Origin of the sequence: Flexivirga meconopsidis, from assembly GCF_026162425.1 — a bacterium.
Classification (GTDB): domain Bacteria; phylum Actinomycetota; class Actinomycetes; order Actinomycetales; family Dermatophilaceae; genus Flexivirga; species Flexivirga meconopsidis.
The window spans coordinates 268966-285323 of sequence record NZ_JAOBQJ010000005.1; the positions used below are offsets into that span (position 1 = coordinate 268966).

Below are 16358 nucleotides of genomic sequence, written 5' to 3' on the forward strand. Positions count from 1 at the left end.
GGCGGTCTCCTTCGCGGGGTCCGCGCCCCTGCGATCCGGTGTGGGACGCGCGACGTGCGTCGCGCGCCGGCCGGACGCTGTTCCTGACTTGCCGCGGGATGCACGGCTCACAGTGGCGGGACCGCGCCGGATTCACACCGGCTTCCAGACCACCCGACCGCGGCCGACTCTAATCCACCGATGCACCCGCGTACGCTCGGGAGCCGTGACGCCGCAATTGCCCACCCCTGACGCGTGCCCGGGAGTGTTGCGGCCTCATCCGGGCGGCGACGGGGCCATCGTGCGGCTGCGCCTGCCCGGAGGGTGGCTGCCACTGCCGACTCTGCAGGCCCTCCTGCAACTCGCCGACGGCTACGGCGCGCCGTTCTTGCAACTCACGTCCCGGGCCAACTTGCAGGTGCGCGGCCTGCCGGATCCGCTGCCCGATGCGTTCGTGGCCGAGATCAGCCGGCTAGGGCTGCTGCCGTCGACCACGCACGAGCTGGCTCGCAACGTGCTGACCGCACCGTTCTCGTCCACGGCAGCCAGCACGGCGCGACAACTCGACCGTGAGCTGTGCGGTCGGCCCGCACTCGCGGGGCTACCCGGACGGTTCCTCTTCGCGGTCGAGGGCGAAACCCCTACGGCCATCGGTGGATCCGGTGCCGACATCGTCATACGTCCCGGTGCGGTCGCGGTGCGCCGGCCCGACCTGACGTATGTCGGGCGCGAAGTGGAGCCCGGTGCCGAGATCACCAGTGCCCTTGCCTTGGCCGAGCAGTTTCTCGCCAGCCGCCCCCACATCGGGGTATGGCGCACTCACCAACTCCCGCCTGAGTCAATGGTTTTCGCCGGGTTAGCGCCGTGGACCCCACCGGTAGTCCGCCCGCCACAGCCCGGCGTGCACGGCCAACACGCGCTGGCCGGCATACCGCTGGGGTTGCTCGGCGCCGGGGAGCTGACCGCTCTGTCCAACCTCGCCGATCGGCTTGGGTCCGACCGGGTTGAGCTGACGCCGTGGAAGGCCGTCGCGGTGCCGATCGGGCGGCCGGAAGCCGCTCCACCCGCCGTGACCGCTGCCCGGGACGAGGGGCTCGTGACCGACGACGCGCCCGCGGTCACAGCCTGCCTCGGCGCGCCGTGGTGTGGTCGCACCAATGTCCAAACTCTCCCGCTGGCACGCGCTCTGCTGGACCGGGCGAGCGCACCCGACACCCCCCTGCACCTGAGCGGCTGCGAACGTCGCTGCGGGACCCCGGCGCATGCTCACGTCGGCCTCGTGCCACGATCCGACGCGACAGCCGACGACCTGATGGATGCCTGGAAGACCACCACAACGCATGAATGACAATGCGGTTCGCCGTCCTAGCCGACGCTACGACTACGAGACCGACGGGCTGTCGATCTATCGGGAGTCGTTCGGGATCATCCGTGCCGAAGCACCGTTGCACGACCTGCCTGCGCCGCTCCGCCCGGTTGCGGTGCGAGTGGCGCACGCGGCAGGCGACGTGGACGTCGTGCGGCAACTCGCCGGCCATCCCGACGTGGTGACCGCTGCGCGCGTGGCGCTCGCATCAGGCGCTGCGATCCTCACCGACAGCGAGATGCTGGCCCGCGGCGTGACCCGCCGACGACTCCCCGCCGACAACCAGGTGCTGTGCACGCTGCGCGACCCGCGCACTACCGAGCTCGCCGCGGAGTGGGGCACCACTCGCTCGGCGGCGGCGGTGTCGCTGTGGCAGGACCGGCTCGACGGCGCGGTCGTCGCGATCGGCAACGCGCCGACCGCGCTGTTCCACCTGCTGGAGCTGCTCGCCGACGGGGCCCCGCGGCCGGCTGCAATCATCGGCATGCCAGTCGGATTCGTCGGTTCGGCGGAGTCAAAGGTGGCGCTCGCAGAGCACGCGCTGCCGGGCGGCCAGGTGCCCTGGCTGGTGGTGCACGGACGGCGCGGCGGGTCGGCCATGGCAGCGGCCACTCTCAATGCTCTGGCCCACCCCGACGAGTTGGCGTAGTGCGCACTCGAACGGCCGCATCAGGTCAGCTCTACGGCGTCGGCGTCGGCCCCGGTGACCCGTCGCTGCTCACCGTGGCGGCGGCTGGCCTGATCGGCTCCGCGGATGTCGTCGCCTACCACCGGGCCGCCCACAAGGATTCGGTTGCGCTCTCGATCGCGCGGGATTACCTGCCGGACAACGTCATCCGGGAGGAGCTCATCTATCCGGTGACGACCGGCACGGCTGATCACCCCGGTGGTTACCACGCCCTGCTTGCCGAGTTCTACGACGAATGCGCCGAGCGGCTGGCGGCGCATCTGACGGCCGGACGCTCTGTCGTCGTACTCGCCGAGGGAGACCCGCTCTTCTTCGGATCGTTCATGTATGTGCACGACCTGTTGAAGCCGCGCTTCCCGGTCGAGGTGGTGCCAGGTGTCACCTCCATGGCTGCCGCCACAGCGGCGGTCGGCACCGGGCTCTGCCGGCACGAGGACACGCTCACGGTGCTGCCTGGCACACTGCCGGTGCGCGACCTCGCCGACCGGTTGAGCGCCACCGACGCGGCGGTGATCATGAAGCTCGGCCGCACCTTCCCGAACGTCCTGGAAGCGGTCCGCCAGGCGGGCCTGCTCGACCGGGCCTGGTATGTCGAGCGGGCGAGCAGCGATCGTCAGCGGGTGAAGCCCATCACCGAGGTCGACCCGACGACGGTCCCCTACATGTCCATGATCGTGATCACCGGCCGCGACCTGCGAGCGGACGCAGCCGGACGCGCAACAACACCAACACAATCCGAAGACTCGGCGCCATCCGCCCGTCCCACGGGACGGACCGGGACGGTGCACGTCCTGGGGCTCGGCCCGGGGCCGGACGACTGGGTGACCCCGGAGACCGAACGGATTCTCGGCCAGGTGCGCCATGTCCTTGGCTACCGCCCGTATGTCGAGCGCGTCGTGCCACGTGAGGGCCTGACCCGTCACTACTCGGCCAACACCGTCGAGGTCGACCGGGGTGTCGCCGCGCTCGATCTCGCCCGCGGCGGGGACGACGTCGCAGTGGTGTCCGGAGGCGACCCGGGCGTATTCGCCATGGCGTCAGCGGTATTGGAGGCGCAGCAGACCGCCGGTGCCGAGGACCCGTCATACAAGGCGATAGAAGTGCGGGTGCACCCCGGCGTCACCGCCGCTCACGCCGCCTCGGCCCGCGTCGGTGCGCCCCTGGGCGGCGACCACGCGCTCGTCTCATTGTCGGACCGGTTGAAGCCGTGGGAGGTGATCGAGCAGCGACTTCGCTCGTTGGCGGCGGCCGACATGGCAATCGCGATCTATAACCCGCGCAGTGTGACCCGCCCCGGAGGGCTGGCTCGTGCTCGTGAGGTTCTGCTGGACGCCACTGACGGCGATCGGGTCGTGGTGATCGGTCGGCGCATCGGCAAAGCGGATGAGACGGTCAGCGTGACGACGTTGCGCGACTTCGACCCGGAGACGGTCGACATGGGTTGTCTGGTGATCGTCGGATCGAGCACGACCACGGTCACCGGCTCCGGCGCGGTCTGGACGCCGCGCTTTCAGTCCTGAGCCACGTCAGGGTCTCGCGACGCACCCGAATACAGGTGTGACTCCACGAAATCGCGGCTGTCGACCGCCCGGCCGACGATGATCACGGCGGCCTGTTTCAGGCCGTGCCGCTCCGTCTGCTCCGCGATGTCGGCAAGCGTGCCCCGCAACACCAGCTCGTCCGGCTGGGTCACCCGGCTGCCGATGACCACCGGACAGTCGGCGCCGTAGAACGGCGTGAGCCGCTCGGCGATCTCACGCACCCGTCGGATCGACAGGTGCAACACCAGCGTTGCTCCCGTAGCGGCGAACGCCTCAAGCGTCTCTCCTCTCGGCATCCGCGTCGAATCCCGTTGTGTGCGAGTCAGCACCACCGACTGCGCGACCTCCGGCACGGTGAGTTCGCGTCCGGCGAGCGCGGCTGCCGCGGCATACGCAGGCACTCCGGGGCAGACGTCCCATGGCACGCCCGCAGCGTCGAGTCGGCGCGCCTGCTCCGCGACCGCCGAGAAGACCGACGGGTCGCCGGAGCAGAGTCGCGCGACGTCCTGACCGGCGCCGTGGGCGGCCACCAGCTCGGCGGTGATCGTGTCCAGGTCAAGGTGTTGGGTGTCGACCAGCTTCGCGTCCGGCGGACAGTGCCCGAGCACTTCTGCGTCGAGGTAGGTGCCGGCATACAGGCACACCGGGCTCTGCTGGAGCAACCGGACGGCGCGGACGGTGAGCAGGTCGGCGGCACCCGGTCCGGCGCCGATGAAGTGGACGGTCACGGCGCACCATCCTGCTGGATGGCCAACTGCACGATCGCGCGGGCCGGGCGCAGGCTCAGGTATTCGCCCAACGGTTCAACGGATTCGACGGCGACGCGGCGCAGGGTCGCACTTCCGCCCTCGGCGACGATACGCCGATATGCCTGCACCAGAACGCCTTCCGACTCCAGCGTCACCGCGTGGGCAACCAACCGGCCGCCGGGTCGCAGCGCAGCAAGGCACCGCTTGAGCACCGGTTCGGTGACGCCGGCGCCGAGGAAGATCGCATCGGGACGGTCCAGGTCGACCAGCTCCACCAACGCACTGCCGATGTCGGTCGCGAGCACGTGCAGATCTGCACCGGCCTCGGCTGCGTTGTGCTCGATCAACGCCACTCGGTCCGCGCGCCGCTCCACGGCATACGCCCGTGCGGAGGTATGGCGCAGGCACCACTCGAGAGCAACGGACCCGCTGCCAGCACCGAGGTCCCAGAGCACGGCGCCGGGAGCGGGACGCAATCGGGCCAGTGCGATCGCGCGCACCTCGGCCTTGGTGAGCTGACCGTCGGTGTGAAAGGCATCGTCCGGTCGACCGGCGGCACCACCGAGCAACGCGTTCTCGCCGCCGAACGGGCCGGGATGCCCAGCAGCGACCGCGGGAAGTTGCAGAGCGACGATGTTGAGTCTCGGTGCCTGGTAGGCGAATTCGGCTGCTGTGCAGTCGTGCCGGGACTCCGTCTGCGTGTCCAAGTCGCCCAGAACCGTGACGCGGGTGTCACCCAGGCCGCGGTCGGTGAGCAAGGCAGACAGCTGCGCCGGCGTGGTCTCGTCCGAGCTCAGCACCAGCACCCGCGCACGGGGCGTGAGCAGTGGGGTCACCCGGCCGATCGGGCGGCCGACGACCGACACCCACGAGGTGGTCTCCGCCGGCCAGCCCATCCTGGCCCGGGCGACCGCAAGAGACGACACCGCCGGGTGCACTCGCACCCGCTCCGGCCCGAGGCGTCGCAGCAGAGTGCTGCCGATGCCGGACAGCAGCGGGTCGCCGGTCGCGAGCACCACAACAGACCCGTCGCCGGGCTCGCCGACCGAGTCGAGCAGATCGTCGAGACCGGGTAGCAGCGGCGTCGGCCAGGGGCGACGCTCCGCCCTGGGAGCGGGGTCCAAGGAGTCGAGAGCGCTCAGCAGGCGGCGCGAGGAGATGACGAGTGCTGCGTCATACAGCAGGGAGAGCTGGGTGGCGGGCAGGTCGGCCACGCCGCTCGCGGGGCAGCCGACGACCTCAATCACGCCGCCACAGTAATCTGCGCCGGCCCTTCGTGACATGATGCCCATGCCCTCGGCGAGGAACTCCGGTGCGAATCCGGGACGGTCCCGCCGCTGTGATCCCGGGCAACCCGGGAGAGTCAGAACGTCACCGGGGGCACACGACCCGCGCCGCGGGCGTGTCCGGGCAACGGTGAGCGAGGCACTCACCGAGGAGGTTCTGCTTGCTGTGTCCACCTTCCCTTTCACCGCCGTAGTCGGCGCCGACGACATGTCGCTCGCGCTCGTGCTGACCAGCGTCGCGCCAGAGATCGGCGGCGTGCTCGTCCGCGGCGAGAAGGGCACCGCCAAGTCGACACTGGTGCGGGCGTTGGCGGCGGTGCTCCCCGAACAGGACGTCATCGCCGGATGCCGGTTCGGCTGCGACCCGGGCGCGCCGGACCCGGAGTGCCCCGACACCGGCCGTCACGAGCAGGGGGTCGTACGGCGTCGCCCGCACCTGGTCGAGCTGCCGGTCGGCGCCGGTGAGGACCGGGTGACCGGGTCGCTGGACCTGTCCGCTGCCCTCTCCGAGGGGCACGCGGCGTTCGAGCCGGGCCTGCTCGCCGCCGCCAACCGCGGAATCCTTTACGTCGACGAGGTCAACCTGTTGCCCGACCACCTGGTCGACGTGCTGCTGGACGCAGCGGCCATGGGGCGCAATACCGTTGAACGCGACGGGGTTTCGGTCAGTCACGCCGCCCGTATGGAGCTCATCGGCACGATGAATCCCGAAGAGGGAGAGCTGCGCCCGCAGTTGCTGGACCGTTTCGGGCTGACCGTCGAGGTCGCCGCCAGCCGCGACCCGCAGGAGCGCGCCGAGGTGGTGCGACGCAGACTCGCCTTCGACAACGACCCCGGGTCGTTCACCACCCGGTATGCCGACGCGCAGGCGGACCTGTCCGCACGTCTCGCGGCCGCGCGCAAACGACTGCCCGAGGTCGAGCTGAGCGACCGGGCGATGGCCGCAATCGCCCGGGTTTGTGCGGGATTCGACGTCGACGGAATGCGCGCCGACATCGTGACCGCCCGTGCCGCACTCGCCCACGCCGCCTGGCGCGGGGGTGACCAAGTGCTGCGTGAGGACATCCGGGCGGCGGCGATGTTCGCGCTCCCCCACCGGCGCCGCCGCAATCCGTTCGACGCGCCCGGCATGGACGAGGACCTGCTCGACCAGCTGCTCGACGAGTCGGAGCTGCCGGAGGACCCGCCCGATCCCGATGACGGACCGGACGATGACCCCAGTGGCGGCAAATCGACCGAGTCCCCTCAGTCTCCTGGTGATTCGTCCTCCAGCACGGGCACTGCACCGACGAGCCAGGACGCGCCACCTGCATCGGACACTGCGGACTCGGCCGAGGATGCTGCGGACGCAGCCGATCCGCCGTCGGCGGGCATCGCACCGGTCGGCGTCGCCGGCGCCGAGACGCCATACCGGGCACGGGCATTCGAGGTCCGCGGCGTCGGCGAGGGCTCGCTCGGACGGCGCAGCAAGGCACGCACCGACGCCGGGCGCACCATCGCTCATTCGGTGTATGACGGGGGCTCCGTGCACCTGCCGGCGACCATCCGGACCGCCGCTCTGCGCGGTGCGCGCAGCGGCGAGTCGCGTCCGCAGCTCAGGATCGTGCGGGACGACCTGCGTCGGCAGGTGCGCGAAGGACGCGAGTCCAACCTGGTGCTCTTCGTGGTCGACGCGTCCGGCTCGATGGCCGCACGGAAGCGAATGACCGAGGTGAAGACGGCTGTGCTGTCGTTGCTCCTCGACGCCTATCAGCGACGCGACCAGGTGGGGCTGATCAGCTTCCGCGGCCGGACCGCCGAACTCACGCTGCCGCCGACGAGTTCGGTCGACACTGCAGCTGCCCGCCTGGCCGAGCTGCCCCACGGCGGCCGCACTCCCCTCGCCGAGGGTCTTGAGCTCACCGCACACACCCTGCGCCTGGCGCGGCTGCGCGACCCGCGCCGCCGGCCCCTCGTCGTGCTCGTCACCGACGGCCGGGCGACCGCAACGTCCGACGCTCTCGATCGCGCCAACGTGATCGCCGACCACTGGGCCGAAACCGGTTGGGAAACCTTGGTGCTCGACTGTGAGTCCGGACGGATGAGACTCGGACTCGCGGCACGGCTCGCGGCCCGCATGCACGCACGCCACGTGCCGATGGGGGACGTCGCCGCGCAGACCCTCGTCGACCACGTTGCCGAGTCCACCTCCCGGCTTAGCAGGAGCGCCTGATGGTCCGCGGCAACACAGAAGTCACGCCGAAGGACGGCCTGACCACCCGCCAGCGACGCAACCAGCCCTTGGTCGTCGTCAATCACGGTGCGGGCAAAGGAAAATCGACCGCGGCGTTCGGTCTGGCACTGCGCGGCTGGAACCAGGGCTGGGACATCGGTGTCTTCCAGTTCGTGAAGTCGGCCAAGTGGCGAGTCGGCGAGCAGACGGCGCTGGAGACCCTCGGTCGGCTGCACACCGAGACCGGCGAAGGCGGCCCGGTCGAGTGGCACAAGATGGGTTCCGGCTGGTCCTGGTCGCGCAAGCAGGGCACCGAGGACGATCACGCCGCCGACGCTCGGGAGGGCTGGGCGGAGATCAAGCGCCGACTCGCGGACCAGCGCCACACCCTCTACGTGCTCGACGAGTTCAGCTACGTCCTCAAGTGGGGCTGGGTCGACGCGGCCGAGGTGGTGGAGACACTGCGTGACCGCCCGGGTTATCAGCACGTGGTGATCACCGGCCGCGATCCCCATCCGGACCTGCTGGCGATCGCCGACCTTTCGACCGAGATGGTCAAGACCGCTCACCCCTTCGACAAAGGGCAGAAAGGCCAACGGGGCATCGAATGGTAGACCTACCAAGGCTGCTCGTGGCCGCCCCGGCCTCCGGGCAGGGAAAGACCACGATCGCGGTCGGGTTGATGGCCGCGCTGCGCGCCGCAGGACAGGTGGTCGGTGCGGCAAAGGTCGGCCCGGACTACATCGACCCCGGCTATCACGCGCTGGCCACCGGTCGCCGAAGCCGCAACCTCGACCCGGTGCTCACCTCCCCCGACCTCGTCGGGCCGCTGCTGCGCCGAGCGGCCGAGGTGCCGCACCCGGCTGACATCACCGTGATCGAGGGTGTGATGGGTCTGTTCGACGGACGTCTCGGCACCGACGGCTTCGGCTCCTCCGGCTGGGTCGCCGCGCACACGCAGACGCCGGTCCTTGTGGTGGTCGACATTTCGCACGTCGGCAACACTGTCGGCGCACTTGTCGCCGGACTGGCCGGAACGGACCCGGAGGTGCAGGTCGTCGGGGTGATCCTCAACAAGGCGGGCTCGGCTCGGCATGCCGACGAAGCGCGCCGTGCGGTCGAACGCATCGGCCTACCGGTCCTTGGCGTGATCCCGCGGGACACCGGTCTGCACGTGCCGTCCCGCCATCTCGGGCTGGTCCCGGTCGATGAGCACGAGCGGGCGGCTGCCGCGCTCGATAGCGTTGCACGCACCATCGCCGACCATGTCGACCTCGACCGGGTGCTCCGGCTGTCTCGCTGCGCGCCCCAAATCGATTGCGCGTCATGGGATCCCGTAGCCGCCCTCCAACCGGCTCAGCCGGTCTCCGACGCTCCTGTCGTCGCGGTGTCGGGCGGCCGGGTCTTCACCTTCCGCTACCCCGAGACGGTCGAGCTCCTCGAGGCGGCGGGCTGCCGCGTCGAGTTCTTCGACCCGATCATGGACCGCGAGCTCCCGGCCGGGACGAGCGCGCTCTATCTCGGCGGCGGCTTCCCTGAGGTGCACGCCGCGGCTCTGTCGCACAACCGGCCGCTGCGCAGCCAGATCAAGCAAGTCGTAGCTGCCGGTATGCCGACGGTCGCCGAGTGTGCCGGAATGCTCTATCTGGCAGACGAACTCGACGGCCAGCCGATGACCGGCGCGATTCCGGTCGTCGGCGCGATGCACCGGAAGCTTGTGCTCGGTTACCGCGAGGCACGACTGGCGACCGACAGCGTGCTCGGCCCGGCGGGCACCACAGTCACCGGCCATGAGTTCCACCGCACGCGAGTCACCCCGGCCGCCGGTGCCGCCCCCGCCTGGCTGCTGTCGTATGACGGGGGCTGCGCTGTGCCGGATGGATTCGCGCTGGACCCGGCCGGCACCGGACGCGCAAGCGTGGTGGCGTCATACCTGCATCTCGAGTGGGCCGGTCACCCGCAGCTGGCGGCGAATTTCGCTGTCGCGGCAGCCGATTTCGCCGGCACCGACATCGCCACGCCCTCCCCGGCGGCCCACCGGCCGACGACACCGGAACATCCTGCCCCGGACCCACTCGACCATCACGGCGACGACGAGCTGGCCGAAGGCCTGGTCGACCTGGCCGTCAACGTCCGGGTGAGTGAACCTCCCGCATGGCTTGCCGACCGGCTCCGCAGGTCGATGTCCCGACTGGCGGCATACCCGGATCTGACCGCGGCACGACGAGCAGTCGCCCAAGCGCACGGGATCGCCGAGCACCGGGTGCTGTTGACCGCCGGCGCCGACGAGGCGTTCACCCTCATCGCCCGCTGCGGCCTGACCCAGCGCGCGGCAGTCGTCCATCCGCAGTTCACCGAGCCGGAAGCCGCCTTGCGCCGGGCCGAGATCCAGGTCGAGCGGATCCTGCTGGACGCCGCCGAGGATTTCACGCTCACCGACGAAACGATCTCTAACGCAACGGCTTCCGGCGCCGACCTGATCGTGATCGGCAACCCGACCAACCCGACCGGAGTGCTGCACCCACGGGCGGCCATTGAGCAGCTCGCCGCACCTGGCCGCCTGGTCGTGGTCGACGAGGCATTCCTCGACGCGATCCCCGGTGAGCCGGAGTCGTTCCTGCAGGCAGGGCAGCGGGACGACGTGATCGTCGTCCGGTCGCTGACCAAGACCTGGGGCCTGGCCGGCCTGCGCGTCGGCTACGTCATCGCGGCACCCACCGTGATCGACCGCCTCCGATCTGCGCAGCAGCACTGGCCGGTCGGCACTCTGGCCGCCGAAGCCGTGCTGGCGTGCTCCACCGCGACGGCATGCGCGGAAGCTGCCCGTGCGGCCGAGCAGCAGCTCCACCAGCGCGATCACCTGGCCGAGCGACTGCATGAGATCGGTGTCCGAACCGTCCCCGGGATGGCTCCGTTCGTCCTGGCCCAACCGGGCGTCGGCATCCGGGAGCGCCTGCGCGACAACGGTTTTGCGGTACGCCGCTGCGACACCTTCCCCGGTCTCGATGCCGGCTGGATCAGGATCGCGGCCCGCGACTTCATCACCACCGACGCGCTCATCACCAGCCTGCGGTCTGTGCTGCAACCAGCGCAGGAGCCGGCCCATGTCTGAGCCGAGTCTTGCTGGGCTGAGTCTTGCCGGCCGCACGGTGCTGGTGCACTCGCCCGGTCCGCGGGTCGCCGAGACCGTCCATGCTCTCGTCAGCAGCGGCGCCACGGTGACCGTGTTGCTGGCCGCCTCTGACCCGATCGTCAGCGATTTGGCCGACCGCAGGCTCGCTGCGGTGGTCCACGGATCACTCACTGCCCAATTGATCGGTGAGTATGACGTGGTGCTCCGTGACGGTGCCGCGTCCGTGCCGTCACCGGCACCGGTGCCCAGCGATGCGCCCGGTGAGGTGGTGCTCGTCGGTGGAGGGCCTGGAGCGCCGGGGCTGCTCACCGTCGATGCAGTACGGGCACTCGAGCGAGCCGATGTCGTGGTGACCGACCGGCTCGCCCCCGTCGCGGTGCTCGACCGACTGGGACCTGAGGTCGAGGTGATCCACGTCGGCAAGATCCCGCGTGGCGAGAGCACGCCGCAGGAGACGATCAACCGGCTCCTCGTCGAGCACGCGCGAGCGGGACTCCGCGTCGTACGGCTGAAGGGCGGCGACAGCTTCGTCTTCGGTCGCGGTGGCGAGGAGTGGATCGCGTGTGCTCAGGCCGGCGTTTCGGTGCGCGTCGTGCCCGGAGTGTCGAGTGCGCTCGCGGCGCCTGCCCTCGCCGGCATCCCACTCACTCACCGGTCGCTCACGCAGGGCTTCGCGGTGGTGTCCGGTCACGTCGCGCCCGACGACCCGCGCAGCGATGTCGACTGGGCGGCGCTGGCGCGCAGCGGGCTCACCCTGGTGATCCTGATGGGGATCGCGACCCTCGAGGCGATCACTCGCACCCTCATCGACGCGGGGATGTCACCGGACACTCCCGCCGCCACCATCGAGAATGCCGCGGTCACCGGGCAACGAGCCGTCCGGGCTCGCCTCGACGCCATCGCGAAAAGCACGCAATCCGAAGGTGTCCGGGCCCCGGCTGTCACGGTGGTCGGCCCGGTGGTCGACACCCTGCCCGAGGTCGGGAAGTGAGTCCGGTGATCACCGGCCTGCGGGTCGCTGCCGGCGTCACGACGATCATCCCGGTCGGCCGCCTCCCCGATATCGATCGAGCCGCCGCGCGGACCGCCATGCTGCTGACGCCGGTCGCGATCCTTCCGATCCTCGCGATCGCCACCGCCGCCGGCGCGCTCGCCACCGAGCTCGGTGTCCCGGAGGTCGTGGCCGGTGCGGCCGCTGTCGGGGTGATGACCTACGGCTCGCGGGCCATGCATGTGGACGGATTGGCTGACACCGTCGACGGATTGGGCGGCGGCTGGACGCGCGAGCGCGCCCTGCAGATCATGCGCACGGGCGATGTCGGTCCGATGGGCGTGGCCGCGATCGTGCTGGTGCTACTCGTGCAGTCAGCCACCCTCGGCGCGCTGTTCGGCACGCCACGCGGGTGGCTCGTGGCGGCGGCCGCGCTCTGCTGGTCTCGCGTCGGCACAGCCATCACCGCCGAACGGCACTTCCCGGCGGCTCGCTCCGACGGCCTGGGAGCGGTGATGTCCGGATCGGTGCCAATGGCGCTCGCGGGCATCGCGGTCATCGGTTATGGAGCGGTTCTCTCCGCAGCGACCTGGTGGTGGCAGTCGACGTCCTCAGCGCCCGGTCGGCCTTGGCTCGGCAGCATCGCCGCCGCAGCCGCAACCGTGAGCGTACTTCTGTTGCTGCAAAGGGTGATTCGCCGCATAGGCGGGGTCACCGGTGACGTTTTCGGAGCCGCGATCGAGGTCGCGCTCACCGTCACGCTGGTGGTGTTGTCGGCGGGCGTGCGATGACTCTCGTGCTTGTCACCGGTGGCGTGCGCTCGGGCAAATCCGCGCTCGCCGAGCGGCTGTTCGACCCAGGCGCTCTGGTCCGGTATATCGCAACCGGCCCCGACCGCGACGACGCCGACTGGGCCGACCGGGTCCGCGCGCACCAGCGCCGCCGCCCCGCACACTGGAGCAACGTCGGCACCCTCAACGTGCCGGCGGCGCTGACCGATGCGCCCGGGGGGACGCTCGTGGACTGCCTCGGCACGTGGCTCACCGGCGTGCTCGACGCACTGGCTGCCTGGGACGCTCCACGCGCCGTCTGGGGGCCCGAATACGACCGGAAGGCGACGAGGTTGGTCGACGCCCTGCTCGCGCCGAGCGGCGACATTGTGGTCGTGACCAACGAGGTCGGCTGGGGCTTGGTGTCCGAGCACCGGTCGGGTCGCATCTTCGCCGACGAGCTTGGCCGGCTCAACCAACGGCTCGCGGAGGTCGCGGACGCGGTGCTGCTCTGCGTGAGCGGTCAGGTGCTACCCGTCAAGGGCGCTGCCCCGCCAGCCGGCAGTCTCGGCCGGCTGCACCGTGATGCGTAGGGACTGGCCGCGGGCCGTCGGGCTACTGCTCGGGTGCGGCCTCGATCGGGCCTTCGGCGACCCGCGCAGCGGGCATCCGGTCGCGCTGTTCGGTTCTGCCGCAGGTCGATTGGAGCGAAGGCTCAACACGCGCACAGTGACCGCCGGCGTGGTCGCCGAGGCCGTCGCCGTGCTCCCGATCGTCGCGCTCGGGACAGCGCTGGAGCGGCGAGGGCCGCTGATGCGCTGTATGGCGACCGCAGGGGCTACCTTCGTCGTGCTCGGCAGCCGCACCCTCGCCGACGAGGCGTCGCTCGTCGCCGACTACCTCGGCGCCGGCAACCTTCCGGGGGCGCGCGAGCAGGTGACCCATCTGGTCGGCCGCGTCACTGATGACCTCACCGAAACCGAGATTACCCGGGCCGCAACCGAATCCGTCGCGGAGAACTCCTCGGATGCGGTGGTCGCGGCGCTCTTCTGGGGCGTCGTCGCGGGCGTCCCTGGCCTGCTGGGATACCGGGCGATCAACACGCTCGACGCCATGTGGGGGCACCGCAGCGACCGCTACGAACGCTTCGGCAAGACCGCCGCCCGGGCCGACGACGCGGCCAACCTGCTGCCGGCCAGACTGACCGCGCTGCTCGTCGCGGCGGTGCGGCCGGACGCGACTGGCGCCATACGGCGCACTGTTGCGCGTGATGCGAGCGCCCATCCGAGCCCGAACGCCGGCGTGGTCGAAGCGGCGTTCGCGGCAGCGCTCGGCGTGCGGCTCGGCGGCCGGAATGTCTACGCATCGGGGGCCGAGGATCGGGGCACACTCGGCGACGGCGGACCGCCGCCCGTCACCGCTCTTCGGTCTGCGGTGCGACTGCTCGGGCGGGTGTCGGTTGCGGCTGCTGCTGTTTCGGTCGTCGCGAGCCTGCCGAGACCTGGTCGATGAGCAGCCCGATGCTGAGTGCGATGGCAATCCCGACACCGGCGGCGAGCAACGGGTTGTCACCGAGCAATCGGCCCGCCAGCGCGCCGACGAGGACGGACCAGCCGGACCAGGCGGCACAGCCGATCGCGGCGTAGGTGAGGAATCGGCGCGGTCGCATGCCGGTCGCGCCGGCGGTCATCATCACCGCAATGCGCCCGACCGGGATGTAGCGGGCAGTGAAGATCAGTAGGCCGCCGCGACGCTCGAGCTCGTTGCCGGCCCAGGTCAATGCCTTGGCAACTCGGGGTTTGCGTTGCCAGGCAAAGCGTTCGGTGCCGACACGGCGGCCGATCAGAAAGGCGACCGTGTCGCCGAGCAGTGCGCCGACCGCGCCGACGACGCCGAGCAACCACAGGTTGACTCCGCCCGCCTCCCCGAGCGCGGCCAGCGCGACGATTGCCGACTCGCTGGGCAGCGGCGGGATGAAGGCGTCGAGCGCCCCGAGGGCGCCGATGACGGCATACACCCAGGGTTGGCCGGCAAGTTGCAGGATGAAGTCGTTGACAGCTTCGAGCACGGGTCGGTCCCCCTGGAACGGATCGGATGGCGTGCCTTCGACGTTACGAACGATCACCGGGGTGCACATCGTGCCCAGGTCTGGTGTGTCCTACGCCCCAGGGAGGAGGGCGATCGCCGCTGCCGCCGCCTCGGGGCTGTCGACCGTGGTGACACCGGCCGCCTGCGCCGGGCGGCGCACGACGACGACCGGCACCCCGAGCTGCGCCGCGGCAGCCAGTTTGGCGGCGGTGTAACTGCCGCCGGAGTCCTTGGTCAGCAGCACGTCGACCCGGTGCTGCCGCATCAGCGCCACTTCCCCGGGTATGACGTAGGGCCCCCGATCGTGCACGACCCGCCACGCGGTCGGCACCTCGACGTCGGGGTCCACGACGCGCAGCAGCACCTCGCGGCCGGCCCAGGCGGACGTGAAGAACGGCAGCGTCTGGCGCCCCGTCGTGAGGAACGGCCGCTGCCCCCATCGCTCGGCTTTCTCGCGCGCCGCGTCGTAGTCGTCGGCCCAGTGCCAGGTGTGCGCGTCAGGGTGCTCGGCCCATCCGGGCCGCGCCAGCCTGATGAGCGCAATCCCGCTCTCAGCACAGGCTTTTCGGGCGTTCTCCCGCATCCCGGTGGCAAAGGGGTGGGTTGCGTCGACGACTGCCTCAACCCGGTGCTCCGTCAGGTAGTCGCGCATCCCGGTCACACCGCCGAATCCGCCGATCCGCACCTGCCCCACCGGCAGCCGGGGTGAGGCCACGCGTCCCGCGAGCGAGGAGGTCAAGTCGTGGCCCCCGTCATACAGGATTTCGGCGAGGGCGCGGGCTTCGGCGGTCCCACCGAGCACCAGTACACGCACCTGCACGAGGTTACCGGCCCGAGATAGCCTCCTATGCCGATGGCCCACCCTCTCGGCGAACATCTCGCCTTCGACCTGCACGACCCGTCCGCGACGCCGGACGCGTCGTGGAGTCGTATGACGGAGCTGCTCTCCCCCGCTTGGTTGAGGCAGCGAGTGGACACCGTGCAACGGCTGCTGCGTCAGCCCGGCGGCGCCCCCGTCGAACGGCGAGTGGCGGCCTCGACGGCGCACCTGGGCATCGTGGCGAAGCTGGTTGCCGCACACATTGGCGCACGGGCACTGGGGTGGCCGGGAGTCGTGCTGTCACCGGGCCAGGTGTGGTGCCGGGAAACGGCGGGTGGACCGTTGGCGTTCTCGTTCGCGGCTGCCACTCATCCGCGAGATCCGTTGCAGGACAGTGTCATCGAGACTTTCACCGCCACCGTCGCCGACAGCTTCGCGGTCAGCGAGCGGGTGCTGTGGGGCAACGTCGGATCGGCCGCCAACAGCACGGTCACGCTGATGCGAATGTCCCGGCCCGACCTCGTGCCGGCCGCGACCGCCGAGGCCGACACTGTCCTCGCGGATCCGCGCATCGACGGCGGTGGCCTCCGCAGCGGCCCGGGCTTCCGGCGGCGCAGCTGCTGCCTCATCTACCGCGCCGCGGGCACCCGCGAAGCCATCTGCGGCGACTGCGTGCTCGGTTGAGCCCTGCTCTCCGACGGCGGATCCGTCCCGTCCACGAAAATTTTTCTCGCA

Annotated in this window: 15 protein-coding genes and 2 riboswitches; of the genes, 11 read left to right on the plus strand and 4 right to left on the minus strand. The window is 70.6% G+C overall.

All coding sequences use genetic code 11. The features are described 5' to 3' along the window. Positions 1-55: 55 nt before the first annotated feature. Positions 56-173: riboswitch (cobalamin riboswitch) on the minus strand. A 32-nt stretch (positions 174-205) separates the two neighbouring features. From N2M23_RS17755 to N2M23_RS17765, 3 genes are read left to right on the plus strand one after another with little or no spacing between them, the layout of a single operon-like run. Continuing rightward, positions 206-1327, plus strand: a complete 1122-nt coding sequence (locus N2M23_RS17755; protein WP_265447326.1) for a cobalamin biosynthesis protein CobG — start codon at positions 206-208, stop codon at positions 1325-1327. Next, positions 1320-1994 carry a precorrin-8X methylmutase gene (locus N2M23_RS17760; protein WP_265447328.1) on the plus strand — a complete coding sequence of 225 codons (675 nt, stop codon included), beginning with the start codon at positions 1320-1322 and terminating at the stop codon, positions 1992-1994. The genes N2M23_RS17755 and N2M23_RS17760 overlap by 8 nt, the downstream gene beginning before the upstream one ends. After that, positions 1994-3553 (plus strand): precorrin-2 C(20)-methyltransferase, encoded by a 1560-nt coding sequence (locus N2M23_RS17765; protein WP_265447330.1) that lies wholly within the window; start codon positions 1994-1996, stop codon positions 3551-3553. The genes N2M23_RS17760 and N2M23_RS17765 overlap by 1 nt, the downstream gene beginning before the upstream one ends. Here the strand turns inward: N2M23_RS17765 and cobM are convergent. Next, positions 3544-4302, minus strand: a complete 759-nt coding sequence (gene cobM, locus N2M23_RS17770; RefSeq protein WP_265447332.1) for a precorrin-4 C(11)-methyltransferase — start codon at positions 4300-4302, stop codon at positions 3544-3546. The genes N2M23_RS17765 and cobM overlap by 10 nt on opposite strands. Next, entirely contained in the window at positions 4299-5570 is a 1272-nt protein-coding gene (gene cbiE, locus N2M23_RS17775; protein WP_265447334.1) for a precorrin-6y C5,15-methyltransferase (decarboxylating) subunit CbiE, read from the minus strand. Before cbiE ends, cobM begins: the two co-directional genes overlap by 4 nt. 44 nt (positions 5571-5614) lie before the next feature. After that, a riboswitch (adenosylcobalamin (AdoCbl) riboswitch) is annotated at positions 5615-5706 on the plus strand. Between the two features lie 69 nt (positions 5707-5775). Here cbiE and N2M23_RS17780 point away from each other — a divergent pair. From N2M23_RS17780 to cbiB, 7 genes are read left to right on the plus strand one after another with little or no spacing between them, the layout of a single operon-like run. Continuing rightward, positions 5776-7821 (plus strand): VWA domain-containing protein, encoded by a 2046-nt coding sequence (locus N2M23_RS17780; protein ID WP_265447336.1) that lies wholly within the window; start codon positions 5776-5778, stop codon positions 7819-7821. Beyond that, a complete protein-coding gene (gene cobO, locus N2M23_RS17785) occupies positions 7821-8435 on the plus strand; it encodes a cob(I)yrinic acid a,c-diamide adenosyltransferase (protein WP_265447337.1) in 615 nt (204 codons plus the stop codon). The genes N2M23_RS17780 and cobO overlap by 1 nt, the downstream gene beginning before the upstream one ends. Next, positions 8429-10933: a bifunctional hydrogenobyrinic acid a,c-diamide synthase/histidinol phosphate aminotransferase CobBC gene (gene cobBC, locus N2M23_RS17790; RefSeq protein WP_279672394.1), complete on the plus strand. Its 2505-nt coding sequence runs from the start codon at positions 8429-8431 to the stop codon at positions 10931-10933. The genes cobO and cobBC overlap by 7 nt, the downstream gene beginning before the upstream one ends. Next, entirely contained in the window at positions 10926-11945 is a 1020-nt protein-coding gene (gene cobA / locus N2M23_RS17795; RefSeq protein WP_265447341.1) for a uroporphyrinogen-III C-methyltransferase, read from the plus strand. Before cobBC ends, cobA begins: the two co-directional genes overlap by 8 nt. Next, positions 11942-12736: an adenosylcobinamide-GDP ribazoletransferase gene (locus tag N2M23_RS17800; RefSeq protein WP_265447343.1), complete on the plus strand. Its 795-nt coding sequence runs from the start codon at positions 11942-11944 to the stop codon at positions 12734-12736. Before cobA ends, N2M23_RS17800 begins: the two co-directional genes overlap by 4 nt. Continuing rightward, positions 12733-13308: a bifunctional adenosylcobinamide kinase/adenosylcobinamide-phosphate guanylyltransferase gene (locus tag N2M23_RS17805; RefSeq protein ID WP_265447344.1), complete on the plus strand. Its 576-nt coding sequence runs from the start codon at positions 12733-12735 to the stop codon at positions 13306-13308. Before N2M23_RS17800 ends, N2M23_RS17805 begins: the two co-directional genes overlap by 4 nt. Continuing rightward, complete coding sequence (gene cbiB / locus N2M23_RS17810) at positions 13301-14227, plus strand: adenosylcobinamide-phosphate synthase CbiB (protein ID WP_265447346.1); 927 nt, start codon at positions 13301-13303, stop codon at positions 14225-14227. Before N2M23_RS17805 ends, cbiB begins: the two co-directional genes overlap by 8 nt. Here cbiB and N2M23_RS17815 read toward each other — a convergent pair. Both N2M23_RS17815 and N2M23_RS17820 read right to left on the minus strand, forming a co-directional pair. Beyond that, entirely contained in the window at positions 14130-14783 is a 654-nt protein-coding gene (locus N2M23_RS17815) for a DedA family protein (protein ID WP_265447348.1), read from the minus strand. The two genes, cbiB and N2M23_RS17815, sit on opposite strands and share 98 nt — an antisense overlap. 90 nt (positions 14784-14873) lie before the next feature. Continuing rightward, a complete protein-coding gene (locus N2M23_RS17820; RefSeq protein WP_265447349.1) occupies positions 14874-15617 on the minus strand; it encodes a cobalt-precorrin-6A reductase in 744 nt (247 codons plus the stop codon). Positions 15618-15656: 39 nt separating this feature from the next. On the opposite strand from N2M23_RS17820, the gene N2M23_RS17825 reads away from it, so the two are divergent. After that, a complete protein-coding gene (locus N2M23_RS17825; protein ID WP_265447351.1) occupies positions 15657-16307 on the plus strand; it encodes a (2Fe-2S)-binding protein in 651 nt (216 codons plus the stop codon). Positions 16308-16358 lie beyond the last annotated feature (51 nt).

Excerpts from the sequence above, each read along its gene's own strand:
- cobBC (WP_279672394.1), top strand. The coding sequence starts at position 8,429 with ATGGTAGACCTACCAAGGCTGCTCGTGGCCGCCCCGGCCTCCGGGCAG.
- N2M23_RS17760 (WP_265447328.1), top strand. The coding sequence starts at position 1,320 with ATGAATGACAATGCGGTTCGCCGTCCTAGCCGACGCTACGACTACGAG.
- cobO (WP_265447337.1), top strand. The coding sequence starts at position 7,821 with ATGGTCCGCGGCAACACAGAAGTCACGCCGAAGGACGGCCTGACCACC.
- N2M23_RS17805 (WP_265447344.1), top strand. The coding sequence starts at position 12,733 with ATGACTCTCGTGCTTGTCACCGGTGGCGTGCGCTCGGGCAAATCCGCG.
- cobA (WP_265447341.1), top strand. The coding sequence starts at position 10,926 with ATGTCTGAGCCGAGTCTTGCTGGGCTGAGTCTTGCCGGCCGCACGGTG.
- N2M23_RS17825 (WP_265447351.1), top strand. The coding sequence starts at position 15,657 with ATGGCCCACCCTCTCGGCGAACATCTCGCCTTCGACCTGCACGACCCG.
- cbiB (WP_265447346.1), top strand. The coding sequence starts at position 13,301 with ATGCGTAGGGACTGGCCGCGGGCCGTCGGGCTACTGCTCGGGTGCGGC.